The 24,498-nt window shown below is 69.1% G+C and carries 24 protein-coding genes; 14 read left to right on the forward strand and 10 right to left on the reverse strand.

Translation table 11 applies throughout. The annotated features are described in order from the left end of the window. Positions 1-235 precede the first annotated feature (235 nt). Positions 236-1,867 (reverse strand): MFS transporter, encoded by a 1,632-nt coding sequence (locus tag ACT53O_RS09070; protein WP_476151987.1) that lies wholly within the window; start codon positions 1,865-1,867, stop codon positions 236-238. Between the two features lie 104 nt (positions 1,868-1,971). Next, on the reverse strand, positions 1,972-3,045 hold the full coding sequence (gene ychF, locus ACT53O_RS09075) for a redox-regulated ATPase YchF (protein ID WP_039412348.1): 1,074 nt from the start codon (positions 3,043-3,045) through the stop codon (positions 1,972-1,974). Between the two features lie 115 nt (positions 3,046-3,160). On the opposite strand from ychF, the gene ACT53O_RS09080 reads away from it, so the two are divergent. The 3 genes from ACT53O_RS09080 (at position 3,161) to ACT53O_RS09090 (ending at position 6,830) form a co-directional block, all read left to right on the forward strand. Further along, on the forward strand, positions 3,161-4,219 hold the full coding sequence (locus tag ACT53O_RS09080) for an iron ABC transporter substrate-binding protein (protein WP_112931251.1): 1,059 nt from the start codon (positions 3,161-3,163) through the stop codon (positions 4,217-4,219). 68 nt (positions 4,220-4,287) lie between these two features. After that, positions 4,288-5,787 carry an ABC transporter permease gene (locus ACT53O_RS09085; RefSeq protein ID WP_476151990.1) on the forward strand — a complete coding sequence of 500 codons (1,500 nt, stop codon included), beginning with the start codon at positions 4,288-4,290 and terminating at the stop codon, positions 5,785-5,787. Next, complete coding sequence (locus ACT53O_RS09090) at positions 5,784-6,830, forward strand: ABC transporter ATP-binding protein (RefSeq protein ID WP_476151992.1); 1,047 nt, start codon at positions 5,784-5,786, stop codon at positions 6,828-6,830. The genes ACT53O_RS09085 and ACT53O_RS09090 overlap by 4 nt, the downstream gene beginning before the upstream one ends. A 43-nt stretch (positions 6,831-6,873) precedes the next feature. Here the strand turns inward: ACT53O_RS09090 and ACT53O_RS09095 are convergent, their stop codons facing one another. After that, positions 6,874-7,623, reverse strand: coding sequence for a class I SAM-dependent methyltransferase (locus ACT53O_RS09095; RefSeq protein WP_476151994.1), 750 nt, complete (start codon positions 7,621-7,623; stop codon positions 6,874-6,876). 93 nt (positions 7,624-7,716) lie between these two features. Here ACT53O_RS09095 and adhP point away from each other — a divergent pair, with 93 nt between their 5' ends. The 3 genes from adhP to ACT53O_RS09110 all read left to right on the forward strand — a co-directional run bounded on the left by adhP (position 7,717) and on the right by ACT53O_RS09110 (position 10,871). Then, positions 7,717-8,784, forward strand: a complete 1,068-nt coding sequence (adhP, locus tag ACT53O_RS09100; RefSeq protein ID WP_476151996.1) for an alcohol dehydrogenase AdhP — start codon at positions 7,717-7,719, stop codon at positions 8,782-8,784. 126 nt (positions 8,785-8,910) lie between these two features. Beyond that, a complete protein-coding gene (locus tag ACT53O_RS09105; protein ID WP_347417380.1) occupies positions 8,911-9,516 on the forward strand; it encodes a 3'-5' exonuclease in 606 nt (201 codons plus the stop codon). A 65-nt stretch (positions 9,517-9,581) separates the two neighbouring features. Next, positions 9,582-10,871: a DNA recombination protein RmuC gene (locus ACT53O_RS09110; RefSeq protein ID WP_347417381.1), complete on the forward strand. Its 1,290-nt coding sequence runs from the start codon at positions 9,582-9,584 to the stop codon at positions 10,869-10,871. A 12-nt stretch (positions 10,872-10,883) separates the two neighbouring features. On the opposite strand, the gene ACT53O_RS09115 is transcribed toward ACT53O_RS09110, so the two are convergent. Next, entirely contained in the window at positions 10,884-11,036 is a 153-nt protein-coding gene (locus ACT53O_RS09115) for a hypothetical protein (RefSeq protein ID WP_231560220.1), read from the reverse strand. A gap of 156 nt (positions 11,037-11,192) precedes the next feature. Beyond that, a complete protein-coding gene (gene glpX / locus ACT53O_RS09120; protein WP_112931245.1) occupies positions 11,193-12,182 on the reverse strand; it encodes a class II fructose-bisphosphatase in 990 nt (329 codons plus the stop codon). Positions 12,183-12,366: 184 nt separating this feature from the next. On the opposite strand from glpX, the gene fbaA reads away from it, so the two are divergent. Next, the gene (gene fbaA / locus ACT53O_RS09125) at positions 12,367-13,398 is read left to right on the forward strand and encodes a class II fructose-bisphosphate aldolase (RefSeq protein ID WP_039412325.1); all 1,032 of its coding nucleotides are present in this window, start codon (positions 12,367-12,369) and stop codon (positions 13,396-13,398) included. Between the two features lie 97 nt (positions 13,399-13,495). On the opposite strand, the gene ACT53O_RS09130 is transcribed toward fbaA, so the two are convergent. From ACT53O_RS09130 to ACT53O_RS09140, 3 genes are read right to left on the reverse strand one after another with little or no spacing between them, the layout of a single operon-like run. Further along, positions 13,496-14,065: an MOSC domain-containing protein gene (locus tag ACT53O_RS09130; RefSeq protein WP_036318399.1), complete on the reverse strand. Its 570-nt coding sequence runs from the start codon at positions 14,063-14,065 to the stop codon at positions 13,496-13,498. Next, positions 14,062-14,631 (reverse strand): DUF6264 family protein, encoded by a 570-nt coding sequence (locus tag ACT53O_RS09135; RefSeq protein WP_036318400.1) that lies wholly within the window; start codon positions 14,629-14,631, stop codon positions 14,062-14,064. The genes ACT53O_RS09130 and ACT53O_RS09135 overlap by 4 nt, the downstream gene beginning before the upstream one ends. Beyond that, positions 14,628-15,653, reverse strand: coding sequence for a 4-hydroxy-3-methylbut-2-enyl diphosphate reductase (locus tag ACT53O_RS09140; protein ID WP_051039537.1), 1,026 nt, complete (start codon positions 15,651-15,653; stop codon positions 14,628-14,630). Before ACT53O_RS09140 ends, ACT53O_RS09135 begins: the two co-directional genes overlap by 4 nt. 97 nt (positions 15,654-15,750) lie before the next feature. Between ACT53O_RS09140 and xseA the strand changes: the two genes are divergently transcribed. The 7 genes from xseA to ACT53O_RS09175 are packed head-to-tail and all read left to right on the forward strand — an operon-like array spanning position 15,751 to position 21,677. Then, positions 15,751-17,034, forward strand: coding sequence for an exodeoxyribonuclease VII large subunit (gene xseA, locus ACT53O_RS09145; RefSeq protein ID WP_476152001.1), 1,284 nt, complete (start codon positions 15,751-15,753; stop codon positions 17,032-17,034). A gap of 1 nt (position 17,035) precedes the next feature. Continuing rightward, complete coding sequence (locus ACT53O_RS09150; RefSeq protein WP_083867978.1) at positions 17,036-17,266, forward strand: exodeoxyribonuclease VII small subunit; 231 nt, start codon at positions 17,036-17,038, stop codon at positions 17,264-17,266. Then, complete coding sequence (locus ACT53O_RS09155; RefSeq protein ID WP_036318402.1) at positions 17,266-17,892, forward strand: DUF4245 family protein; 627 nt, start codon at positions 17,266-17,268, stop codon at positions 17,890-17,892. Before ACT53O_RS09150 ends, ACT53O_RS09155 begins: the two co-directional genes overlap by 1 nt. Next, entirely contained in the window at positions 17,889-18,539 is a 651-nt protein-coding gene (locus ACT53O_RS09160; protein ID WP_112931240.1) for a carbonic anhydrase, read from the forward strand. The genes ACT53O_RS09155 and ACT53O_RS09160 overlap by 4 nt, the downstream gene beginning before the upstream one ends. A gap of 59 nt (positions 18,540-18,598) precedes the next feature. Next, a complete protein-coding gene (locus ACT53O_RS09165) occupies positions 18,599-19,996 on the forward strand; it encodes a class II fumarate hydratase (RefSeq protein WP_039412314.1) in 1,398 nt (465 codons plus the stop codon). Between the two features lie 35 nt (positions 19,997-20,031). Beyond that, entirely contained in the window at positions 20,032-21,024 is a 993-nt protein-coding gene (locus ACT53O_RS09170; protein WP_239498571.1) for a sensor histidine kinase, read from the forward strand. Continuing rightward, positions 21,021-21,677 carry a response regulator transcription factor gene (locus tag ACT53O_RS09175; protein ID WP_112931238.1) on the forward strand — a complete coding sequence of 219 codons (657 nt, stop codon included), beginning with the start codon at positions 21,021-21,023 and terminating at the stop codon, positions 21,675-21,677. The genes ACT53O_RS09170 and ACT53O_RS09175 overlap by 4 nt, the downstream gene beginning before the upstream one ends. Before the next feature lie 36 nt (positions 21,678-21,713). Here the strand turns inward: ACT53O_RS09175 and ACT53O_RS09180 are convergent, their stop codons facing one another. Together ACT53O_RS09180 and ACT53O_RS09185 are read right to left on the reverse strand one after the other, a co-directional pair. After that, on the reverse strand, positions 21,714-23,069 hold the full coding sequence (locus ACT53O_RS09180; RefSeq protein ID WP_036318410.1) for a PhoH family protein: 1,356 nt from the start codon (positions 23,067-23,069) through the stop codon (positions 21,714-21,716). Positions 23,070-23,233: 164 nt separating this feature from the next. Next, entirely contained in the window at positions 23,234-24,487 is a 1,254-nt protein-coding gene (locus ACT53O_RS09185) for an aminotransferase class V-fold PLP-dependent enzyme (RefSeq protein WP_476152007.1), read from the reverse strand. Between the last annotated feature and the right edge of the window lie 11 nt (positions 24,488-24,498).

Here is a 24,498-nt window from a genome sequence, read left to right on the forward strand (position 1 = left end):
ACCAAAAAGGCAGGGACGAGGTAATTTGGCATTTGACAAGTGCACGCTGTTGAGTTCTCAAGGATCGGACGCTCCCGCAGCTCGGCCTTCCAGCCTCGCCCGCAGGGCAACTTCACAATCTTATCCCTCTCGCGCAGCTTGTCAAGTCGGCGCTTCGGGATCTCAGATCCACAGTGGCTACCGACGACGTCCTTCGCGAGGGGATTCCCATCCTAGACCAGAAGTCCTGTTCTCTCTACCGAGAGGTTTGGGATGGGATTCGGTTCTCCGCTTGAGGGGGCGAGGCCTTCCGGCCCTTCGCTCTTCCCTGTGGGGCGAACAAGTAATAACTTACGCGGCACACCACCATCCAGCAAATCACACCCACATCCCGGGCGTGTCGCGCTGCCAGGCCGCCTGACCACCTCCCTCCTTCCGGCGAGATACTGACTCCATGCGCATGCTCCCCGATGCAGGCCCACGGTGCCCTCTGTGCGGCGACCGCCTCGGCTTCGAGATTCTGGACGACGAGCGATTCCTCCTCGCATGGTCGTGTGTGACCTGCGGCGCCATCCGCACGACGGAACCCGCGTAGCTCCGAGCCATAGACCTCCGTGCTCGGAGCACGGGTTCGCATGACGAGCGCCGCAGCCAGGGTGACCGCCACCAGCACGGTCACATACGCCGAGAAGAGCCACGGCACCGTGGCCGTCGCGTGATACAGAAGCGGCGCCGTTCCGCCGAACAGCGAGTTGGACACCGCATAACCGAACCCGACGCCCAGAGCCCGCAACTCCGGTGGGAACGCCTCGGCCTTGGCGATCGTGTTGGTCGCGAGATATCCGGTGAGCACGACGAAGACGACGAGCAGCACTGCGAACAGCGTCGACGGCGCCGTGAGCCCGGGGGCGATCATGACAGCGGGTCCGATCACGACGACGCCGGCGGCCCCGAAGAACACCAGCAGAGGCTTTCGCCCGATGCGGTCGCTCATGGCGCCGCCCACGGGCTGGAGCAGCATCAGGACGATCATCGCGATGAGGATGGCCGTCGTGCTCGCGCGCTCGGCATCCGACCCTCCGGCAGCGAACGCCGCTTCACGCGACACGGACGGCACCGTCACCGTGAACGTGTAGAACGCCGCCGTGCCACCCGACGTCATCAGCACGACCCAGAACAACGGTCGCCAGCCGTCACGAAAGAGATCCGCGAGCCCCGCCGCCGCAGGACGCGTTCGCTCGCTCGGCATCCGTCGGGCGAGAGCCAACGTCATCACTCCCGCGAGCGCACCCAGCCCGAACGCGACCCGCCACCCCCACGCCGAGATCTGCGCGCGATCCACGACCGAGAGCAGGATGAGCAGTGTCGCCTGCGCAAGGACCTGGCCGGCAACGATCGTCGCCGTCTGGAACGACGATGAGAAGCCACGACGGCCGAAGGCCGCGACGTCCGCCAGGTACACCGCCGAGGCTCCATACTCACCGCCGGTCGCGATCCCCTGGACCGCGCCGACGAGCAGCAGAATGCCGGCGGACCAGGCGCCGACGTGGGATTGCGTCGGACTGATCGCCAGGACAGCGGAGCCGGCAGACATGAGGAGCACGCTCGACACGAGCGCGAATCGCAGGCCGCGGCGCCCGGCGATACGCCCGAAGATCCACGATCCGATCGGACGCATGACGAACGTGAGCGCGAAGATCGCGTAGACGTAGATCAGCGAACCGCCGTCCGAGGGGTCGAAGAACTCCGTCCGGAAGAACGGCGCGAACACCGCGAAGGCGTACAGGTTGTACCACTGCACGAGGTTCGGGAAGGACCCGCCGAGGAGCGCCCAGGTCACTCCCGCGCGCGACTGACCGACATCGGGCGCCGGTGCAGCGGAGTTCATGCGCTCACTGTAGAGCTTTGAGGCCATCCGGGCGACGCACGCTTCTTCGCCTCCCTCGGGGCAGACCGGCAGCGGCGGTGTCGTCGCGGTTGATCCGTCCCGGGTCAGACGTTGAAGCGGAACTCCACCACGTCGCCATCCTGCATGACGTAGTCCTTGCCCTCCAGGCGCGCCTTGCCCTTCGCGCGCGCCTCGGCGACCGACCCGAGCGCGACGAGGTCGTCGAACGAGATCACCTCGGCCTTGATGAAGCCCTTCTCGAAATCGGTGTGGATCACGCCAGCGGCCTGCGGAGCCTTCCATCCCTTGCCGATGGTCCAGGCCCGCGCTTCCTTCGGGCCCGCCGTCAAGTACGTCTGAAGACCCAGCGTGTCGAAGCCGATGCGCGCGAGCTGATCGAGACCGGACTCGTCCTGACCGGTCGAGGCGAGCAGCTCCGCTGCCTCCTCGGGGTCGAGGTCGATCAGCTCCGACTCGATCTTCGCGTCGAGGAAGACCGCTGTGGCCGGCGCGACGAGCGCGGCCAGCTCGGCCTTGCGGGCGGCATCGGTCAACACCGCCTCGTCGACGTTGAAGACGAAGATGAAGGGCTTCGCGGTGAGAAGACCCAGCTCCTTGATGGGAGCCAGGTCGATCCCGGAGGCCGAGAGCAGCACGCCCCGCTGCAGCGCGTCGCGCGCGCCGACGGCGGCATCGAGGACGGCAGGGTCGAGCTTCTTTCCCCGCACTTCCTTCTCATACCGCGTGATCGCCTTCTCGAGCGTCTCGAGGTCGGCGAGCTGAAGCTCCGCGTTGATCGTCTCCATGTCGGATGCCGGGTCGACCTTGCCGTCGACGTGCACGACGTCGGAATCGGCGAATCCGCGCACGACCTGAGCGATCGCATCGGCCTCGCGAATGTTCGCCAGGAACTTGTTGCCGAGGCCCTCGCCCTCGCTCGCTCCGCGCACGATGCCGGCGATGTCGACGAACGAGACCGCGGCGGGAAGGATGCGCTCACTGCCGAAGACCTTGGCGAGCGCGCCCAACCGCGGATCGGGGAGGTTCACGACCCCGACGTTCGGTTCGATCGTCGCGAACGGGTAGTTCGCCGCGAGCACCTGGTTCTTCGTCAGCGCGTTGAACAGGGTCGACTTGCCGACGTTGGGAAGACCCACGATTCCGATGGTAAGAGCCACGGGCGTCAAGTCTACGGGGGCGATCAGGCCGTCCCCGCCGCGACCGTGCGGTTCCTCACCATCCCTGACGCGCGACTAAAGTAAGGGTTACCTATCTTCAAAAGAGAGTGCTGTCATGCCTGTGTCCGTCCCTCGCCGCCTCGCGGCGGCATCCGTTCTCACCATCGCCGCGCTCGGTCTCTCCGCCTGCGCGGGTTCCGCCGCCCCCGGCGCCTCCTCATCCGCGGATCCGTCCTCCCTGAGCGGTACCTCGATCACCGTCTACAACGCGCAGCACGAGGAACTGACGCAGGCGTGGGCCGACGCCTTCACGAAGAAGACCGGCATCGACGTGGTTCTGCGAAACGGCAGCGACTCCGAGCTCGGCAACCAGATCGTTCAGGAGGGAGCCGCCTCACCGGCGGACGTCTTCCTCACCGAGAACTCCCCCGCGATGTCCCTGGTCGAGAACGCGGGGCTGCTCGCCCCCATCGACGCCGCGACCCTGGCCGCCGTCCCCGCGCAGTACCGTCCGGCGAGCGGCGACTGGACGGGCATCGCCGCACGGTCCACCGTGATGGTCTACAACCCCGCACTCATCGCCGCCGACCAGCTGCCCACCTCGATCATGGATCTGCAGAAGCCGGAGTGGAAGGGACGATGGGCCGCGTCGCCCACCGGAGCGGACTTCCAGGCGATCGTCTCGGCCATCCTGCAGGAGAAGGGCGAGGACGCCACGGCGGCGTGGCTCGCCGCCATGAAGGAGAACGCGTCCGCGTACAAGGGCAACAGCACCGTCATGAAGGCCGTCAACGCCGGAGAGATTCCGCTCGGCGTGATCTACCACTACTACTGGTTCATCGATCAGGCCAAGACGAAAGAGAACAGCGCCAACACGAAGCTGGCCTACTTCGGCGCCCAGGATCCGGGGGCCTTCGTCAGCGTGTCGGGCGGAGGGGTGCTGGCCTCCAGCAAGAACGCGGCTGCCGCCCAGCAGTTCCTCGCTTTCATCACCGGCCCCGACGGGCAGCAGATTCTTCGCGACGGGACAAGCTTCGAGTACGCGATCGGCAGCGACGTCGCCTCCAACCCCGCCCTGCCGCCGCTGAGTTCGCTGCAGCCGCCGGCGATCGACCCGTCGACGCTGAACAGCAAGAAGGTCACGGACCTCATGACCGCCGCGGGGCTCATCTGAGCCTCGCCACCGCCGCCCCTTCCAGGGTCAGCGGACCCACGCAGCGGCACCGCGCGTTCACCGCGCCGGTGCCGCTGCTGGTGCTCGCCCTGATCGCGGCAGCGGTGCTGCTCATTCCGGTCGGCTTCGTCGTCTGGGTGGCCGTCTCCGAGGGCTGGTCGCAACTGAGCGCTCAGGTGTTCCGCCCCCGGGTGGGCGAACTGCTCGCCAACACCGCGGGCCTGCTCGTTCTCGCCGTACCGCTGTGCGTCGTGGTGGGGGTCGGGGCGGCATGGACCGTGGAACGCACGACACTGCCCGGCCGAAAAGCCTGGGCGATCGCGCTGGCCTCCCCGCTGGCCATGCCCGCCTTCGTCAGCGGATACGGATGGATCTCCGCGGTTCCCTCTCTGCAGGGACTCGGCGGCGGACTGCTGATCGCCGTCGGCGCCTACTACCCGCTCGTCTACCTTCCGGCGCTGGCGACACTCCGCCGCCTCGATCCGTCGCTCGAAGAGTCGGCGCGTGCGCTCGGACTGGGCCCGCTCGCCACCTTCGGGCGAGTCGTCCTTCCCCAACTGCGCGTGGCGATCCTGGGTGGCGGCCTCGTGGTCGCACTTCACCTGCTCGCCGAGTACGGCGCGTTCGCGCTGCTGCGCTTCGACACCTTCACCACGGCGATCGTCAGTCAGTTCCAGTCCAGCTTCGCCGGCCCCGCAGCCAATGCGCTGGGCGTCGTCCTCGCGGCCCTCTGTCTCGTGCTGCTCGTCGGCGAGGCGAGCGCACGCGGTCGCCTGCGGTACGCGAGGGTCGGACGCGGCGCCGCACGCCCCGCCGTCCCCCATCGGCTGGGACGGGCAGCGATCCCCGTCATGGCCGCGCTCAGCGGCATCCTCATCCTCGCCGTGTGCATCCCGGGCGCGAGTCTGCTGCGATGGGCACTGCGCCCGGAGGGCTGGCAGAGCATTCATCTCCTGCCTGCGCTCGCGCAGACCCTCGTGCTGTCCGGAGCCGGAGCGCTCGCCGCGACCGTCGTCGCCCTCCCCTGCGCCTGGTTGAGTGTGCGACACCCCAGCCGACTCGCCCGCAGCATCGAGGGCGCGATGTACCTGGCCAGCAGCCTCCCGACGATCATCGTCGCTCTCGCCCTGGTCACGGTGACCCTTCGCGTCGTGCCGGGGCTATATCAGACCCCCGCAACCGTCATCGCGGCCTACGTCATCGTTTTCCTCCCCCGCGCCCTGGTGAGCCTTCGCAGCGGTTTGGCGCAGGTGCCTCCGCGCCTCGAGGAAGCGGCACAGACCCTCGGCCGGACGCGGTTCGCGGCGACGGTCCAGGTGACGGCTCCGCTCATGGCATCGTCATTCGGCGCGGCGTTGGCCCTCGTCGGGCTCGGCTGCGCGAACGAGCTGACGGCGACCCTCCTGCTGGCGCCGAGCGGGACCCGCACCCTCGCCACCCAGTTCTGGTCTGAGACCTCGAACGCCGACTTCGTCGCCGGCGCGCCGTATGCGATCATGCTCATCGTGCTGTCGGTTCCGAGCGTCGCTCTCCTCCTCGCCGACGCCCGACGACGGAGCGATCGATGACCTCGTTGACCGTGACGGATGCCGCCGTGCGCCTCGGCGCGGACCTCGTGCTCGATGGCGTGCAGCTGGCCGTCGCCGACGGCGAACGGCTCGCGATCGTGGGACCGTCGGGAAGCGGCAAGTCCACGCTTCTGCGTGCGATCGCCGGGTTCGAACGGATCACAGGCGGCGAGATCCGTCTGGGTGAGGAGATCGCCGCCACGGCCACGCGCCATCTGGCGCCGCATCGGCGACGGATCGGCTACGTCGCACAGGACGGCGCCCTCTTCCCTCACCTCACCGCACGGCGGAACATCGCCTTCGGGCTTCGAGGCTCCGTGCGCGGCGAACGCACCGGCGCGGTTGCGGCCGCCGCCACGCTCGCCGGTATCGAACCGGAGCTGCTCGAGCGCTATCCCCACGAGATCTCCGGAGGTCAGCAGCAGCGCGTCTCTCTCGCTCGAGCCCTCGCGCCGCACCCGCGCGTCCTGCTGCTCGACGAGCCTTTCAGTGCACTCGACACCGAGTTGCGCACGCAGGTGCGCGCACAGGTCGTCGAAGCGCTGACGCGGGCGCAGGTGACCAGCGTGCTGGTGACCCACGATCCCGAAGAGGCTCTCGCCTTCGGGCAGGCCGTCGCGGTGCTCGACGGCGGACGGCTGCAGCAGGCCGGCCCGTGCGCCGACGTGTTCGCACGCCCGGTGTCGGCAACCGTGGCGCGTCTGCTCGGTGACATCGTCCTGTTGGCGGGCGAGAAGACCGCGGCCGGCGGATTCCGGTGTCCCATCGGCACGCTCGCCATCGACGCCGACTTCTCCGGCGGCGCCTCGACGAGCGTCGCCATGGTGCGCCCGACACAGCTCAGGCTGACGACGGATGCCGAGGCGGCGCCCGCCCGTGTGACCGCCATCGCGCTCGTGGGCGCGACGGCCACCGCGACCCTCGCCTGCGCCGACGGCACGACCGTCGCCGTGCCGTTGCGTGCCATCGGCACACCGATCCCGGCTCTCGGCGACGAGGTCCGCGTCACGGTCGACGGCGGCGCCGTCCTCTACGCGGCCTGAGGTCTCGACGCGGCATCCGCCCCTGGGAGCGGCCTTCGCGCGCTCATCCGCGGATGCTGCGGAACACCTCCGTGCGGTACGGCAGATCGACGACGTCGACGCCGTCCTCGACCGGGTGACACGATGCGGCGAAGAGCTCGTCGACCTCCGCGAGGATGCGGTCCCGCTCGCCCGATGCCGCCGTGATGACATAGCTGCGCGATCGCACCATCGCCGCGAGTTCTGACCGGGTCAGCCGTCGCGACCACCGCCAGGTCCTCCGCTCGAGCGTCCCGAAGGGCGCGGCGACGGTCGGCCCCGCACCGGCGAGCAGCTCTTCGGCGTGACTGCCCTTCATGATGGCCCCGAGGCGGGCAACCCACGGCGTGGTCTCATCGCGGATGTTCCAGACCAGACCGAGGACGCCGCCCGGCTTCAGGACGCGTCCGACCTCGACGGACGCCGCGGCCACGTCGACCCAGTGCCACGCTTGACCGAAGGCGACGGCATCGACGCTCTCGTCCGGAAGGTTCATGCGCTCCGCCGAGCCGATCAGCGTCTCCACGGCAGGAAGGCTCTCGCGCAGGGGGGCCAGCATGGCGGCATCCGGCTCCACCGCGATCACGTCGGCACCGGCATCGACCAGCGCGGCGGTGAGCTTGCCGGTACCCGCCCCGACGTCTGCGACCCGCGGGCGCGGGCCGATCGGAGCCAGCAACCACCTCACGGCCGCCGCCGGGTAGGTCGGCCGGCCCGCCTCGTACTCCTTGGCCGCCGAGCCGAAGCTCGCAGCCATCTCGTCACGCGTCGCCATGAGCCGACCCTACGCCCGCAACCTCTTGCAACGTCGACGTTCTTACCGTCGAGGCATCGGGCGGAACGGCTCCGCCGAGAGGAAGTGATGTCAATGACGACTCTGACCGACACCCCTGCTGCCGCGGCGACCGACGCGATCGCCACGACGATGCGCGCCGCGGTGGTCACCGCGCCCGGCGAGCCGCTCACCGTCTCCGAGGTCCCCGTGCCACGGCCCGGGCCCGGCCAGGCGCTCGTGCGCGTGATCACCAGCGGCGTCTGCCACACCGACCTCCACGCCGCGCGCGGCGACTGGCCGGTCGCACCGAAGGGCACTCTGATCCCCGGCCACGAAGGCTACGGCGAGGTCGTCGCCCTCGGTGCCGGCGTCACGACACTCACCGTCGGCCAGAAGGTCGGCAACGCCTGGCTATGGTCCGCCTGCGGAACGTGCGAGTACTGCCGCACCGGGTGGGAGACGCTGTGCCCTGCTCAGCAGAACGGCGGCTACTCGGTCGACGGCAGCTTCGGCGAGTTCATGCTCGTCGATGAGAAGTACGCCGCGCGGATTCCCGACGGAGCCGACCCGTTCGAGGTCGCTCCGATCCTCTGCGCCGGGGTCACCGTGTACAAGGGGCTGAAGATGACCGGCGTGCGACCGGGCGAGTGGGTGACGATCTCCGGCATCGGCGGACTCGGCCACATCGCGGTGCAGTACGCGCGAGCCATGGGCATGCGTGTGGCCGCCGTCGATGTCGACGACGCCAAGCTGGAACTGGCTCGTCGCCACGGCGCGGAGGTGACGGTCAACGCCAGGGACGCGGATCCCGGCATCGCGATCCAAGAGCACACGGGCGGAACGCACGGTGTCCTGGTCACCGCGGTGCATCCCCGGGCCTTCGACCAGGCGCTCAGCGTCGTGCGGCGGGGAGCCACCATCGTCTTCAACGGTCTGCCGCCCGGGACCTTCGACGCCGACATCTTCGACATCGTCCTGCGCGCGATCACGATCCGCGGATCGATCGTCGGCACGCGCCAGGACATGATCGAAGCGCTCGACTTCTATGCCCGCGGTCAGATCCACCCCACCGTGCACGTGGAGAGCCTCGAGGACGTCAACGACATCTTCGAGCGGATGGAGAAGGGCCAGATCGACGGTCGGATCGTCATGCGCTACTGACCCGGGCACGACGGCCGGCGGGGAGCGAACGCAGCAGGTTGGCTCCCCGCCGTGCGCCGGGGTCCGCAACGCGCTCCCCCGGCGCGCCTGCCGATGCCGGGTGGCCTCGACGCGCACAGTTGAGTGGTGGCCCTCGACTTCACCGCGATCGACTTCGAAACCGCGAACTCGTCGAGCGCCTCGGCGTGCGCGGTCGGTCTCACTCGTGTGCGCGATGGTCGTGTCGTGGAGACGGCGGGCTGGCTCATCAAGCCCCCGGCCGGTCACGACCGCTTCTTCGAGCTGAACATCGGCATCCACGGCATCCGCCCGGAGGACGTCGTGGATGCTCCGACGTGGAACGACCAGCTCGCGGCCCTCGACCGGTTCGTGGGCGACGACGTCGTCGTGGCCCACAACGCCGGATTCGACATGAGCGTCCTGCGGCGCGCGTGCGAGGCGACGGATGCCGCGTGCCCGTCGTACCGCTACCTGTGCAGTCTCCAGGTCGCCCGCAAGACCTACGACCTCTCGTCGTATCGACTGCCGTCGGTGGCCGCGGCCGCGGGATTCCTCGACTTCGCCCACCACGACGCCGCGTCCGACGCGCTCGCCTGCGCGCACATCATGATTGACGCCGCGGCGCGCGCCGGTGCGCACGACGTCGTCGAACTCGCCATGCTGCTCGGTGTGCGCGTCCCGCGGCTCGCCGGCAGCGACCGGCTCGCGCCCGTCGCCCCGGCGGTCGGCTGAACGGCCGCACACCGCACCACCGCGCGGCGCCCACGGATGTCGGTGGCGTGCGCCACCCTGGAGGCATGGACGCCTTCACCCTCATCGTCGTCGGAGCGCTGTGCCTGGTCGTCGGCACCGCCGGCGGCTGGATCACCGGGGTCTCGCGCGCCGCGGAGCGCACGGCACGCGAGACCGCAGACCTGTCGGCACGCCTGGCGGCGGCGGAGACGTCGGCTCGCGCGCTGGGCGCGCAGCTGGAACATGAGCGCACGATCACTCGCGACCTCGGAGCCCAGGCCCGCGCCGACCTCAGCGCTCAGCAGGAACGTGAACGACGTGACCAGCTCGTCCTTCGAGCGCTCGCGCCGGTGCAGGAGTCCCTCCAGCTGATGCAGCAGAAGGTGACCGAGCTCGAGCGCGACCGCCAGAATCAGTACGGTTCGCTCGCCGAGCAGCTGCGCGCCGCGCGCGCGAGCGATGAGGCGCTGCGAGCGACCACCGAGTCCCTGGCGGGCGCGCTGCGTTCGAACGCCACACGCGGCGTCTGGGGCGAGACGCAGTTGCGGCGCGTGGTCGAATCGGCGGGCCTCACCCGCTATGTGGATTTCGATCTGCAGGCGTCGGTGACCTCCCACGCCGGCGACGGCAGACCCGATATGATCGTTCGCCTCCCCGGCGGCATGTCGCTGGCCGTCGACGCGAAGGTGCCGTTGGATGCTTACCTCGAGGCGTCGGCGATCGCGATCACGGCGACCGGCGAGGAGGCCGTCCGGCGCGCAGCGCTGCTCCAACGTCATGTCCGAGCCGTCCGCGCGCATGTCGATGCCCTCGCGAAGAAGTCGTATTGGTCGGGACTGGACGCGAGCCCCGAGTTCGTCGTGTGCTTCCTGCCGAACGAGGCGCTCCTGTCGACCGCGCTCGAAGAGGATCCCACCTTGCTCGATCACGCCTTCCGTCAGCGCGTGGCACTCGCGTCACCGGTGAACCTCTGGGCCGTTCTGAAGACGGTGGCCTACACCTGGACCCAGCAGGAGGTGTCCACGGAGGCCCGCCGCCTGTTCGAGCTGGGCACCGAGCTGTACCAGCGGCTGGGCGGACTCGCCGGACACGCCGAGGATCTCCGTCGGGCCATCGAGCGCACGGTCGACAGCTACAACCGCTTCACCGGATCCCTCGAGTCGCGTGTGCTCGTGACGGCGCGGAAGTTTCCCGGCATCGACGAGACGAAGCTGGATGCCGCGACGGCGCCCGCATCCATCGAGAAGACGCCCCGCAAGATGCTCGCCCCGGAACTGATGCCGAACGCAGCCGGTGCCGATGATCACGAACCGGGCATCTCCGCCGACCTCGGCTCTGTCCGGGACCGGCTGTGAGTCGAGGAGCGCTCAGGCCGGGAACAGGTTGAGGAGTGCGACGACGGAAACGGAGACCGCGACGAATGCGCCGATCATCCACCAGGCACTGACCTGGTGACCCTCCGGCATCCGGCGACGCAAGAGCACGTCGGGTCGACGTGCGGGGTCGACGGTGACGCTCACCTGACCCGTTCTGGGACTGCTGGATGCTGCGGACATGTGACCCCCGGACTCCGTGGAAACGTCTGTGTCGCCGGTGACACCGCTGTCCATTCTGCCAGAGGGGAGGCTCTCACGTCCCCCATACCGCGCGCGCCGCGCCGATGCTACAGTCCGCGCTCAGAGCCACTTCGACGTGAGGTGCTCCGACGAAATACGCCGCAACGTGCCCGACGCCCCCCGCAGCACGACGCTCTCCGTATAGACGAAGTCGCCGTCACGCCGAACACCGGCAACCAGTTCACCGTTCGTGACGCCCGTGGCCACGAAGATGGTGTTGCGGCCGGTGACCAGTTCGTCGGCCTCGTACACGTAGCCGTCGACTTTCAGACCTGCATCGATCCCGCGCTGCTTCTCGTCGTCGTCGCGCGGCCAGAGACGTCCTTGGATGTGGCCTCCGAGCGCCTTGATCGCGCACGTGGTCGCGACGCCTTCGGGGCTGCCTCCGATGCCGATGCACATGTCGGTACGGGCGTTGTGCCGTGCCGCGTTGATCCCACCGGCGACGTCACCGTCGCTCATCAGCCGCGTTCCGGCGCCGGCGTCGCGGATCTCCTCGATCAGTCGGGCGTGGCGGGGACGGTTCAGCACCGAGACCACGAGCTCGTCGACGGGCTTGCCCAGTGCCTTGGCCAGAAGACGGATGTTCTCGCCGACGGGCAGGCGGATGTCCACGACACCGACGCCGGCCGGACCGGTGACGATCTTGTCCATGTAGAACACACTCGACGCGTCGAGCATCGAGCCGCGATCGGAGACCGCGAGAACCGAAAGCGCGTTGTTGCGTCCCTCGGCGGTCAGCGAGGTTCCGTCGATCGGATCGACGGCGACGTCGCACTGGGGTCCGCGACCCGTTCCCACGTGTTCACCGTTGAAGAGCATGGGAGCGTTGTCCTTCTCGCCCTCGCCGATGACGATGACTCCGTCGAAGTTCACCGTGGTGAGAAACGCCCGCATGGCGTCGACGGCCGCACCGTCGGCCTTCTCCTTCTGGCCCCGTCCGATGAACGGTACGGAGCGAATGGCCGCCGCCTCCGTCGCGCGCACCAACTCCATCGCCAGGTTCCGGTCGGGGTGCAAAGGGCTCATGTCCGCGGTCAGGCTCACCATGACGTCAGCCTAGGCGGCCGCACCGCGCGGATGCGGTGTTTTCAGCCAATGCCTGAGGAAGGAACCGCACTTCTTATCACTGCGGCAAGCTCGACCCGGCGCTTTTGCCCGGCGGGGGCCTCACCGACGTCGCTGGTGCTTCGATAGGCTGTGCCAGGAATCCCCGCAGAACTGAGGAGCAGAAATGCCTGTCGCCACCCCTGAGCAATACGCCGAGATGCTGGACCGCGCGAAGGCCGGTGGCTACGCGTTCCCCGCGATCAACGCCGCCAGCTCGCAGTCGATCAACGCGATCCTGCAGGGTCTGACCGAAGCCGGATCCGACGGCATCATCCAGGTGACCACCGGCGGAGCCGACTATTTCGCGGGCCACACCGTGAAGGGTCGCGCCACCGGCGCGCTCGCGTTCGCGAAGTTCGCGACCGAGGTCGCCAAGAACTACCCGATCACGGTGGCTCTGCACACCGACCACTGCCCCAAGCCCGCCCTCGAGGACTTCGTGCTCCCGCTGATCGCGGCATCCGAGGAGGAGGTCCGCGCCGGTCGCAACCCCATCTTCCAGTCGCACATGTGGGACGGGTCGGCTGTTGCGCTCGACGAGAACATCGCCATCGCGAAGGAGTTGCTGCCTCGCATGAAGAACATCAACGCGATTCTCGAGGTCGAGATCGGCGTGGTCGGCGGCGAAGAGGACGGCGTCAAGCACGAGGGCTCCAACGAGGCGCTCTACACGACCACCGCCGACGTGTCTCGATTCGTCGAGGCGCTCGGCCTCGGCGAGAACGGCCGCTATATCGCCGCTCTGACGTTCGGCAATGTGCACGGCGTCTACAAGCCCGGCAACGTGAAGCTGCGCCCCGAGCTGCTCGGCGAGATCCAGGCGGGCATCGCGGAGCGCTTCGGCACCGACGCGAAGCCCCTCGACCTGGTCTTCCACGGTGGCAGCGGCTCGACGCCGGAGGAGATCGCGACCGCCGTGGCCAACGGTGTCGTCAAGATGAACATCGACACCGACACGCAGTACGCCTTCACGCGTTCGGTCGCCGGCTTCATGTTCAGCAACTACGACGGCGTGTTGAAGGTCGACGGCGAGGTGGGCAACAAGAAGGCCTACGACCCGCGCGCCTGGGGCAAGGTGGCCGAGACGGCCATGGCCGCTCGCGTCGTCGAGGCGACACAGCAGCTCGGCTCGGCAGGGCATTCGATCAGCCTCTGATCCGCATCGAGAACGCCCCCGGAGCTCACGTCTCCGGGGGCGTTTCTCGTCGGTATCCGGTGCCGCGCCGCGCTGAAGGCGGGTGCGGTCGCTGCGATCAGGCAGGGTCGACGTACGCGTCGAGCAGTCCCGGAGCACCGTCGGGCACGTGGATCACCCGGATGGGATCGCCCGCGCGGACGGAGCCCGTACGCACGACGCGCAGGTACGGACCGAGCCGCCGTTCTGCCGAGAACCGCCGCACCCAGCCGCGTTCCGCCGACCGGTCGACGGTGCGCACCCAGCGGGCGAAGGTCTGGCACGGTGTCCGCGGCATCGTCACCTCGACGACGGCCGTCTCCCCGATCCGCCACTGCTCGCCGATACGGGCACGATTGACGTCGAGCCCCTCGACACGGAGGTTCTCGCCGAACCATCCGGGCGGGAGAGGCGCCCGCAGCTGCGTCTCCCAGAACTCGGCGTCCTCCTGCGCGTACGCATACAGAGCCTTGTCCAGGCCACCATGGTGCTTCCGATTCGCCTGCACATCGGCATACGCGCCGTAGCGTCCGAGGCGCACCGCCCCGTCGACCGCGGCCTTATCGATCGCTGTCACACCGAGTGATCCGGCGTCAGGGCGCAGCGCCCGTACGACGCAGACGGCGAGAAGGCGCCCCGTGTCGCTCATCGGGCGAAGTGGGTGACGATCGCAGGGTCGCCGAGCAGCGGCACCGTCAAGCACACCGTGGCGAGGATGAAGGTCACGATCGCCCCGACGAGGGGAATCCACCACGACAGGCGACGCGCACGCAGCGACACCCACGACAGCAACGCGGTGAGCATCCACCCGCCGATGAAGACGAAGGCTCCGATGCGACCCCACAGCTCGCCCTGCGCGGTGTTCGTGAACGTCGCGTCGATACCCGCGACCTGCATCCACGTCTGCGCGAAGCCGGAGAAGTCCCACAGCTGCGGCACCGCACTGACGACGGTCACGAGACCGTACACGAGCAGGGCGAAGGTGATGATGCGGTCCGCGGTGCGCGTCGGGCGCGCGGCGGCGGTCGTCGCCGGAGCGGTGGGCGGGTGGACTCGGCTGGGTGCCGTGTGCGGCAGCGCGGGGTGGGGCGAGACGGAGGCCGGCTCGGGCTGCTGGATCCGCGCCCGCTGCTCCTCGGGGCTCGCATACTCGCCGTACTGCGGACGCGGACGCGGCGTCTGCGCGTGTGTGGACGATCCGGTCGGGTCGCTCATCCGCGCGACCGCCCACCCAGTGCACGGTCGTCCCGGCGCCCGCTCGCATCCTGGCGGAGCTCCTTGGGAAGCGAGAACATCAGATCCTCCTCGGCCGTGCGCACCTGCTCGACGTCGGCGTAGCCGGCGCCGGCGAGGTCGGCGAGGACTTCCTGCACGAGCACCTCGGGCACGGAGGCTCCGCTGGTGACCCCGACGGTCTCGACGCCGTCGAGCCATTCCTGCTGGATCTCGTGGGCGTAGTCGACGCGGTAGGCCGCTTTCGCGCCGTATTCCAGCGCCACCTCGACCAGGCGCACGGAGTTGGAGGAGTTAGCCGAGCCGACGACGATGACGAGGTCGGCGTCCTTGGCGACCTTCTTGATGGCGACCTGGCGGTTCTGCGTCGCGTAGCAGATGTCGTCAGACGGCGGATCCTGAAGCTCGGGAAAACGTTCGCGCAGACGGCGAACCGTCTCCATGGTCTCATCGACCGAGAGCGTCGTCTGCGACAGCCAGACGACCTTCGCCGGATCTTTCACGACGACCCGATCGGCTTCCTCGGGCGAGTTGACGACGGTGACGTGGTCCGGGGCCTCTCCGGCCGTCCCCTCGACCTCTTCGTGGCCGTCGTGGCCGATGAGGAGGATCTCGAAGTCGTCGCGGGCGAAGCGCACCGCCTCGCGGTGCACCTTGGTCACGAGAGGACAAGTGGCATCGATCGCCTGGAGGCCCCGCTCGGAGGCCGCGTTCACGACGGCCGGCGACACACCGTGCGCGCTGAAGACGACGTGGGCGCCTTCGGGCACTTCGTCGACCTCCTCGACGAACACGGCTCCCTTCGCCTCGAGCTCGGTGACGACGTGGATGTTGTGCACGATCTGCTTGCGCACGTACACGGGTGCACCGTAGCGCTCCAGCGCCTTCTCGACGGCGATCACGGCGCGATCGACGCCGGCGCAGTACCCTCGCGGTGACGCGAGGAGGACCCGCTTGTGTCCGGGGACCGGGTTATCCTGAAGCCGTCCGCGCGGGCCTGGAATGTGGGGCGTCGGAAGACGGATGGCTGTGCTGCTCACCCCTTGATTCTAGGGAGAGCGGGCTGAGTGAGGGCCGCATGCGCGCGGCGGAGAGGCATCGATGGCATCGTTCGCGTCCGCCCCCGGGCACGTCCCTCCTCCCGATGCGGTCGCTCCGCGCGACTCACGCGCCGACGCTCCGACGTCGGTGTCACGGCTGAACGAGACCATCCGCGGGTTCGTCTCGACCTGGGGGTCCGTCTGGGTCGAAGGTGAGATCACCGCGTGGAACCTCCGCGGCGGCCACGTCTTCGGTCGCCTGAAGGACGCGAACGGTGACGCGATGCTCTCGTTCCGTCTGTGGTCTTCGACCCTTCAGCGCCTGCCCGATGACCTCAAGGTCGGCGACCTCGTGGTGGCGTGCGTGAAGAGCGACTTCTTCGTGAAGACCGGAGACTTCACCTTCACCGTCTCCGCGATGCGCCATACGGGCCTCGGCGATCAGCTCGAGCGGCTCGAGAAGCTGCGCGCCCAGTTGCGTGCAGAGGGACTGTTCGACCCTGGCCGCAAGAAGCGCCTTCCGTTCCTTCCCCAGCTCGTCGGCCTCGTCACCGGTGAGCGCAGCGACGCGGAGAAGGATGTACACCGCAACGCCGAACTGCGCTGGCCGGGGGTCCGCTTCCGCACGATCCATGCCGCTGTCCAGGGCGAGCGCTGCGTTCCCGAGACGATCGCCGCGCTCACGGCGCTCGATGCCGACCCGAACGTCGACGTCATCATCATCGCCCGCGGCGGCGGCGATCCGCAGACCCTGCTCGGCTTCAGCGATGAACGCCTGGTGCGTGCGGTGGCCGCGGCATCCACGCCGGTCGTCTCCGCCATCGGCCACGAGAACGACCATCCGCTGCTCGACGACGTCGCGGATGTACGGGCGTCGACACCGACGGATGCCGCCAAGCGCGTCGTCCCCGACGTCTCGGAGCAACGGGTGCTCGTGAACCAGCTGCGCTCGCGTGCGCGCACGCGCCTCACGCAAAGGGTCGGTCACGACATCGCCCAGCTCGAGCAGCTGCGCTCGCGTCCTGTGCTGCGGACTCCCGAGTCTCTGCTCACGCCCCGCGCCCACGAGCTCTGGACCCTCGTCTCGCGCGGCCGCGACATCGTGCACCGACGGATGGATGCCGCGGAACGCACGACGGCGCAGCTGCGCGCGTCGCTGCGCGCCCTCTCCCCCGGCGCGACACTCGAACGCGGCTATGCCATCGCCCATCTGGATGCCGGGGTCATCGTCCGCGACGCTCGTCAGGTTCCGGTGGGCACCTCCGTGACGGTCACCGTCGCCGAGGGCTCGTTCACCGCGCGCTCGGCGGGTCCGCTCGCAGAAGACGCCGGCGGGGCGGCCTAGAATGGACGCCATGACCAGCGACACGGCCACCGACGTCGCCGATCTCTCATTCGAGCAGGCCCGGGACGAGCTCGTGCGCGTTGTGGCCGAACTCGAGCAGGGCGCGCCGACTCTGGAGCAGTCGCTCGCCCTGTGGACCCGCGGTGAAGCTCTCGCCGCGCGCTGCGAGGAGTGGCTGCTCGGCGCGAAACGGCTTCTCGATGCCGCCCGTCCCGCGGACGCGGAGTCGTAATGGCATCGGGTCCTCGCATCGTCGCGGAGCTCGGCCGACCCGAGACGCCCGCGGAGACCGCCGATCGCAAGGCGGCCGCCTCGCGGGCGTACCGCCAGAGCAAGACCTTCCGCAACCTGGTGGCAGCTCTCCTGGTCATCATGGCCGTCGTCGCCGTCGTCTACTTCGGGGTGCCGCGCGGTTCACTGCCCGACCCTGAGGAGGCGGACGTGGCCGCGGCAGCGCAGAGCGCGTCGGCAGCCATCGGACACCCGCTGCTGGTTCCTGTCGTCCCCGAGAACTGGCGCGCCAACTCGGCGCGACTGGAGGGCTCGATGTGGCGCGTCGTGTATGCACCGCCGAGCGGCTACGTGCGCGTGGCACAGGGCGTCGACGCCGACGCCGGATGGGCGACGAAGGTGCTGGGCGGGTTCGCGCCCTCCGGCAGCGTCACCATCGACGGGATCGCCTGGGACGAGTACACGATCCCTGCCGCCGCCCGCACCGACACGGTCTCGTACGCCATCTCGACGACGGCCGGCTCCGACACGGTGCTGATCTACGGGGCGACCGACGCCGCAACGGCCGCCGTCGCGGCGTCGGGCGTCACCGATCAGATTCTGACCATGCGCGAGGAGAAGAGATGAACGCAACCGTCCGCCCCACCCCTTCGCTCGTCTGGGAGGAGATGCTCGAGGGCAACGCCCGTTTCGTCGCAGGTGAGCCGCGCCATCCGCGACAGGACGTCGAGCGGCGCAACGAGCTCGCCGCCGCTCAGACCCCACGGGCCGCGCTGTTCGGCTGTGCGGATTCACGCCTGGCGGCGGAGATCATCTTCGATCAGGGCCTCGGCGACCTGTTCGTCGTCCGTAACGCCGGCCAGGTCGCCTCGGACTCCGCGGTGGCCAGCCTGGAGTATGCCGTCGCGGCGCTGGACGTCTCGCTCATCATCGTGCTCGCACACGACGCGTGCGGTGCCGTGCGCGCCGCGATCGACTCCACCGCGCTCGGCTCCCCCGAACTCCCCCCGCACATCTGGCGCCTGATCGCGCGCATCGTGCCGGCGGCACGCACCGTGCTCCGCGATGCCGGCGGCGAGGTCGATCCTCGTGAGCTGGACGCCGAGGACGTGGGACGGGAACACCTCAAGAACACGGTCGACGATCTGCTCGCCTCCTCGCGGCTCATCGCCGACGCGGTCGCCGAGGGCCGACTGGGCATCGTGGGCGCGAACTACCGGCTGAGCGAGGGCACGGCGGTGCCGCACGTCGCCGTAGGCCTCCAGACGGCCTGAGCCGGGCACCCGCCCGACACCACAACCGAAGACGCACAGGAAACGAGGACGTGACCGCAATGACCGAGACCACCGAGTACCGCATCGAACACGACACGATGGGCGAGGTGCGCGTGCCGAAGGACGCTCTCTACGCCGCACAGACCCAGCGCGCCGTGGAGAATTTTCCGATCTCGGGCACCGGGCTGGAGTCGACGCAGATCGCCGCGCTTGCGCGCATCAAGAAGGCCGCCGCGCTGGCCAACAAGGAACTCGGAACCCTTGATGGCGCGATCGCCGATGCGATCGCGGCTGCCGCCGACGACGTCATCACCGGTCGATACGACGCCCACTTCCCCGTGGACACATACCAGACGGGATCGGGCACCTCGTCGAACATGAACATGAACGAGGTACTCGCCTCGCTCGCCACTCAGAAGCTCGGCGCGCCGGTTCATCCGAACGATCACGTCAATGCATCACAGTCGTCCAACGATGTCTTCCCGACCTCCGTCCACATCGCCGTCACACAGGCGCTCATCGATGACCTCATCCCCGCCCTCGACCACCTCGCTGTCGCCCTGGAGGCGAAGGCGCTCCTGTGGAAGGACGCCGTGAAGTCGGGCCGCACGCACCTCATGGACGCGACTCCCGTGACCCTCGGACAGGAGTTCGGGGGGTATGCGCGCCAGATCCGCCTCGGCATCGAGCGGGTGCGTGCCGTGCTTCCCCGCGTGGGCGAGGTGCCGTTGGGCGGCACAGCCGTCGGCACCGGCATCAACACACCACTCGGCTTCCCGCAGAAGGTCATCGCGCTCCTGGCCGAGGAGACCGAACTTCCCATCACCGAAGCGCACGACCACTTCGAGGCGCAGGCCAACCGCGACGGCCTGGTCGAGGCATCCGGCGCCCTGCGCACGATCGCGGTCTCGCTGACGAAGATCAACAACGACCTGCGATGGATGGGATCGGGCCCCAACACCGGCCTCGGCGAGTTGCACATCCCCGACCTGCAGCCCGGGTCCTCGATCATGCCCGGAAAGGTGAACCCGGTCGTCCCCGAGGCGACCCTCATGGTGTGCGCGCGCGTGATCGGCAACGACGCGACGGTGGCCTGGGCGGGCGCATCCGGCTCGTTCGAGCTGAACGTCGCGATCCCGGTCATGGGCACGGCCCTGCTGGAGTCGATCCGCCTGCTGTCGAACGCGATGCGCGTGCTGGCCGACAAGACGGTCGACGGTCTGGAAGCGAACCTCGAGCGCGCCGCCGCCTTCGCCGGGATGTCGCCGTCGATCGTGACCCCGCTCAACAAGCTCATCGGCTACGAAGCGGCGGCGAAGATCGCCAAGCACGCCGTCGCCAAGGGCATCACGGTGCGCGAGGCTGTGATCGACCTCGGCTACGTCGAAAGAGGAGAGCTGACCGAGGAGCAACTCGACACGAAGCTCGACCTTCTGTCGATGACGCACCCCGGCTGATCGCCTGCTCCCCCTGTCGGGTTCATAATCAGAGGGTGAATCGCGCCGTCCGCCCTCCCCGTGCGGCAAGGCGCGCACGCGGGCTCGGCGTCGTCCTGGCCGTGGTCGCGGCGGGATTCGGACTGACGGCGCTCGCGCTGCTCTCGGTCCACGCCGCGACCGGCGCGCCGACCACCTGGGTCTCGGTCGTCGTCTTCGCCGCTGCAGCGGCTCTGACGCTCGCGGTGACGGCACTGGTGGGCTGGCTGCTCCTGGACGAGAGACGCCACACGCCAGAGCTGCCTGACGGCCTCGAGAGCCCCGATGCTCTCTTCGACGCCCAGCGCCGACTCCTGGACGACGTGCGACACGAGTTGAAGACGCCGATCACGATCGTGCGCGGACACCTGGAGCTCATGGATGCCGCCGACCCCTCCGACGTCGCGGCGACGCGTGCGCTCGGCATCGCCGAACTCGATCGCATGACGCGCTTGATCGGCGACATCGACCTGCTGGCCGCGGTCGAAAGCGACAGCTTCACGATGGGAGATGTCGATCTGGACGCGCTGACCCGACGCGTCGCAGAGCTGGTCGCCGTCATCGCGGACCACGACTGGGGGGTCGAGCAACGCGCAGCAGGGATCATCCACGGCGATCGTGATCGCCTCCTGCAGGCGTGGCTGCAGTTGGCCGACAACGCGGCGAAGTACACCCCCGCCGGCTCGGCGATCGAGATCGGCAGCGCCGTGCATCCCTCCGGTGCTCAGCTGTGGGTACGCGATCACGGCGCGGGAATCGCGCCCGCGGTGCGCCACCGTATCTTCCGTCGCTTTGACCGGGGCACCGGCAAGCGGTCGGTCGGCGGATCGGGCCTGGGCCTCGCCATCGTCGACGCGATCGCCAAGGCGCACGGCGGTCACTGCACCGTGGCCGACACTCCGGGTGGCGGTGCCACTTTCACCATCGAGATCCCCATCGGTACGCAGGCGACGCTGCCCACGCCGGTGCGCGCGGGGGATGTCGTCCAACAACGGGAGGCCTCCGGATGACCCGCATCCTCATCGTCGACGACGAGCCGCACATCGTCTCGATGGTCTCGCGCGCCCTGTCCGCCGAAGGGTACGAGACGACCGCCTGCGAGGATGGCGCGGCCGGTCTCGAACGCGCCTCGCGCGGTGACATCGATCTCGTGATCCTCGACGTCGGCCTTCCCGGCATGGACGGTTTCGAGGTTCTGCGGCGTCTGCGCGGCGACGGGCAGTCGCTCCCGGTGATCATGCTGACCGCTCGTAGTTCGGCCCGCGACGCCGTGGACGGGCTGGATGCCGGCGCGAGCGACTACGTTCCGAAGCCCTTCTCGCTCGCGGAGCTCATGGCGCGCGTGCGCTCGCGTCTTCGGGAGCGCACGGGAGCCATCACGATGGTGCTCTCCCGCGGAGATGTGACGCTCGACCTGCTGGCGCGCCGTTGCTCCGTGGCCGGTCACGACGTCGACCTCTCCGCCCGCGAGTTCGCACTCGCCGAACAGTTCCTGCGTCACGCCGGCGAGGTCCTCACGCGTGAGACGCTGCTCAGCCGTATCTGGGGCCTCGACTTCGATCCGGGTTCGAACGTCGTGGACGTCTACGTGCGGTACCTGCGAGCGAAGCTCGGCGCCGACCACATCGCTACCGTCCGCGGCGAGGGCTATCGCTGGGAGTAGGCCCCGCCGCGGACGGCGCGGTGCGAACGGGGAGCGTCAGCTCAGCTCGCCCTGCTCCAGCAGGTCGGTGACCAGCGCGGCGATCGCCGAACGCTCGGAGCGCATGAGCGTCACGTGACCGAAGAGGCTGTGGCCCTTCAGCGTTTCGATCACCGAGGCGATGCCGTCGTGGCGGCCGACACGGAGGTTGTCGCGCTGGCCGACGTCGTGGGTGAGGACGACGCGCGAGTTCTGCCCGATCCGGCTGAGCACCGTCAGCAGCACGTTGCGCTCGAGGGACTGCGCCTCATCGACGATCACGAAGGCGTCGTGGAGGGAGCGCCCGCGGATGTGGGTCAGCGGGAGCACCTCGAGCATCCCGCGCGCGACCACTTCCTCGAGGACGTTTCCGGAGACCACGGATCCGAGGGTGTCGAAGACCGCCTGCCCCCACGGATTCATCTTCTCGGACTGATCGCCCGGCAGGTAGCCCAGCTCCTGGCCCCCGACAGCGAACAGCGGGCGGAAGACGATGATCTTCTTCTGCTGCTGACGCTCGAGGACAGCGTCCAGTCCCGCGCAGAGAGCGAGCGCCGACTTGCCGGTTCCGGCGCGCCCACCGAGGGACACGATCCCGACCTCGGGATCCAGCAGCAGGTCGATCGCGATGCGCTGCTCAGCGCTGCGGCCGTGGAGTCCGAACACGTCGCGGTCGCCGCGGACGAGGCGGAACGCGCCGTCTCCGGTGACGCGGCCGAGAGCCGACCCGCGCTCGGAGTGGATCACGAGACCCGTGTTCACCGGGAGGCCGTGCACCTCCTCGCTGGTCGCGACCTCCGCCTCGTAGAGGTCGCTCATGTCGTCACCGGAGATCGCGATGTCGGCGATGCCCGTCCACCCGCTGTCGACGGCCTGCTCCGCGAGATACTCCTCGGCGTGGATGCCGAGAGAGGCCGCCTTGACGCGCATGGGAAGGTCCTTCGAGACGACCGTGACTCGCTGGCCATCGGAAGCGAGGTGCATGGCGACGGAGAGGATGCGCGTGTCGTTGTCGCCGAGCCGCATGCCGGCGGGCAGTACGGAGGGATCCGTGTTGGTCAGCTCGACGCGCAGCGTTCCTCCGTCCCCGACGGGGACGGCGAAGTCCAGGCGCCCGTGCTCGACACGCAGTTCGTCGAGGTGACGCAGAGCCTGCCGGGCGAAGTAGCCGATCTCCGGGTCGTGCCTCTTGCCTTCGAGCTCGGTGATCACCACCACGGGCACGACGACGGAATGCTCCGCGAACCGGAAGAACGCGCGCGGATCGCTGAGGAGCACAGAGGTGTCGAGGACGTAGGTGCGCAGATCGGTGTCCACGACCTCCTCGACACTCTCATCGATCCGGCGTTGCTGCAGTGAAGCCCGTGTGGTCACAACTCACTCCCGCCCCGGGTGGAGCACCCGGCAGTTTCGAGTCGACCGTGGCCACGAGTCGTGTGGAGGCCGACCCGACCGGGCGCCTTGCCCGATGTGATGACCGTACGGCGCGCGATGCGCTCGCGCCATCCGCGACACGCCGCCGATCGGTGTCGGGGACGTTAACGTGTGATGTCGTCGGCGGACGAGGCCTCGAGAGCCTGCGTGGGGGCCGCGGTGACCTCGAGAGAGACCGGAAGATCGTCGGAAGAACCGGGCTCCGGCAGTGCGATGGCGGCGGGACCGGGCTCGACGACGGCACGCGCGGCGGCGAGCTCGGCGAAGGCGTCGCCGAGCAGAACGAAACTGTCCGCACCCGTTCCGACGTGGGGCGCGACCCGGATCGTGGCGCCGCGGGCAGTGACGGTGACGCCGTGATTGGCGAGAGCGGCGGCCAACGGCGCCGCCTCGTGAGGGGCCGGCTGCAAGGCCACGATGCCGGCGTGCCGGTCGCGCGGGGTCACGACAGGAATCCCATAGCGATCTGCGAGATCCATCACGGCCCGTGCGCGCGAGCGCAGTTCGGCGGCGACGTCCGGGATGCCCGCGTCGAGCACCTCGCGCAGCGCCGCCGCCAGGCGACCGGCGGCGAGGTGGTCGGCCGGGGCGACCTGATAGGCGGCGGCCGTCGGCAACGGCGCGGGAACCCCGACGCTGCTCGCGTCACCCTGCATACCGGAGATCCCCGAGAGTACGGGTTCGATGCGCTCACGTGCCCGATCGGAGAACCGCGCGAAGCCGGTGCCCCGGCCGGCCCGAAGCCATTTGTACCCGTTGCCGCACACGACATCGGCGGCATCCCAGTCGGCGTCGACGACGGCGAAACCCTGAACGGCATCGACGATGAGCAGCCGATCACCGATCCGGTCGCGGATCGCCGCCAGGTCGGCGACAGCTCCCGTGCGGAAATCGACCAGGCTGACGGCGACCGCCGTCACCTCGTCATCGAGCGCCTCCGCCACGGCATCCGCCGTGACGATCCCGCCGGAGGTGTCGATCTCGCGAACCGAGAGCACGCCGCGAGCATCCTGAGCGCGGCGCGCCGTCACCCGCAGGGCGGGAAACTCCTGAGCCGACACGACGAGCACGCCCCGAAGACCCTGCATCGCGTGCTGCAATCCGTGGGTCGTCGACGGCTGCAACACGACCTCGTCGACGGAACATCCCAGAACCTGTGCGACGAGGCCGCGCGCCTCGTCGGATCTCTCGGAGACCAGATCGATTCCGGAGCGTCGACCGCTGCCGAGGAGCTCGGCATCGGCCAGGGTCTCGGCTCGCACGGCAGGTGAGAGCGGCCCGAACGCCGCCCAGTCCAGATACCCCGCTGCGCTGTCGAAGGTATCGAGGTAGGGCTGCAGGTCGTTCACGTCCTCCATTGTCCCACGCC

This window comes from Microbacterium sp. DMC48, assembly GCF_056313825.1.

Coding starts and splice junctions, on each gene's coding strand:
- ACT53O_RS09090 (WP_476151992.1), top strand. CDS start 5,784: ATGACCTCGTTGACCGTGACGGATGCCGCCGTGCGCCTCGGCGCGGAC.
- ACT53O_RS09165 (WP_039412314.1), top strand. CDS start 18,599: ATGACCGAGACCACCGAGTACCGCATCGAACACGACACGATGGGCGAG.
- ACT53O_RS09175 (WP_112931238.1), top strand. CDS start 21,021: ATGACCCGCATCCTCATCGTCGACGACGAGCCGCACATCGTCTCGATG.
- ACT53O_RS09070 (WP_476151987.1), bottom strand. CDS start 1,867: ATGAACTCCGCTGCACCGGCGCCCGATGTCGGTCAGTCGCGCGCGGGA.
- glpX (WP_112931245.1), bottom strand. CDS start 12,182: ATGGTGAGCCTGACCGCGGACATGAGCCCTTTGCACCCCGACCGGAAC.
- xseA (WP_476152001.1), top strand. CDS start 15,751: ATGGCATCGTTCGCGTCCGCCCCCGGGCACGTCCCTCCTCCCGATGCG.
- ACT53O_RS09160 (WP_112931240.1), top strand. CDS start 17,889: ATGAACGCAACCGTCCGCCCCACCCCTTCGCTCGTCTGGGAGGAGATG.
- ACT53O_RS09150 (WP_083867978.1), top strand. CDS start 17,036: ATGGACGCCATGACCAGCGACACGGCCACCGACGTCGCCGATCTCTCA.
- ACT53O_RS09185 (WP_476152007.1), bottom strand. CDS start 24,487: ATGGAGGACGTGAACGACCTGCAGCCCTACCTCGATACCTTCGACAGC.
- fbaA (WP_039412325.1), top strand. CDS start 12,367: ATGCCTGTCGCCACCCCTGAGCAATACGCCGAGATGCTGGACCGCGCG.
- ACT53O_RS09135 (WP_036318400.1), bottom strand. CDS start 14,631: ATGAGCGACCCGACCGGATCGTCCACACACGCGCAGACGCCGCGTCCG.
- adhP (WP_476151996.1), top strand. CDS start 7,717: ATGACGACTCTGACCGACACCCCTGCTGCCGCGGCGACCGACGCGATC.
- ACT53O_RS09095 (WP_476151994.1), bottom strand. CDS start 7,623: ATGGCGACGCGTGACGAGATGGCTGCGAGCTTCGGCTCGGCGGCCAAG.
- ACT53O_RS09110 (WP_347417381.1), top strand. CDS start 9,582: ATGGACGCCTTCACCCTCATCGTCGTCGGAGCGCTGTGCCTGGTCGTC.
- ACT53O_RS09080 (WP_112931251.1), top strand. CDS start 3,161: ATGCCTGTGTCCGTCCCTCGCCGCCTCGCGGCGGCATCCGTTCTCACC.
- ACT53O_RS09130 (WP_036318399.1), bottom strand. CDS start 14,065: ATGAGCGACACGGGGCGCCTTCTCGCCGTCTGCGTCGTACGGGCGCTG.
- ACT53O_RS09155 (WP_036318402.1), top strand. CDS start 17,266: ATGGCATCGGGTCCTCGCATCGTCGCGGAGCTCGGCCGACCCGAGACG.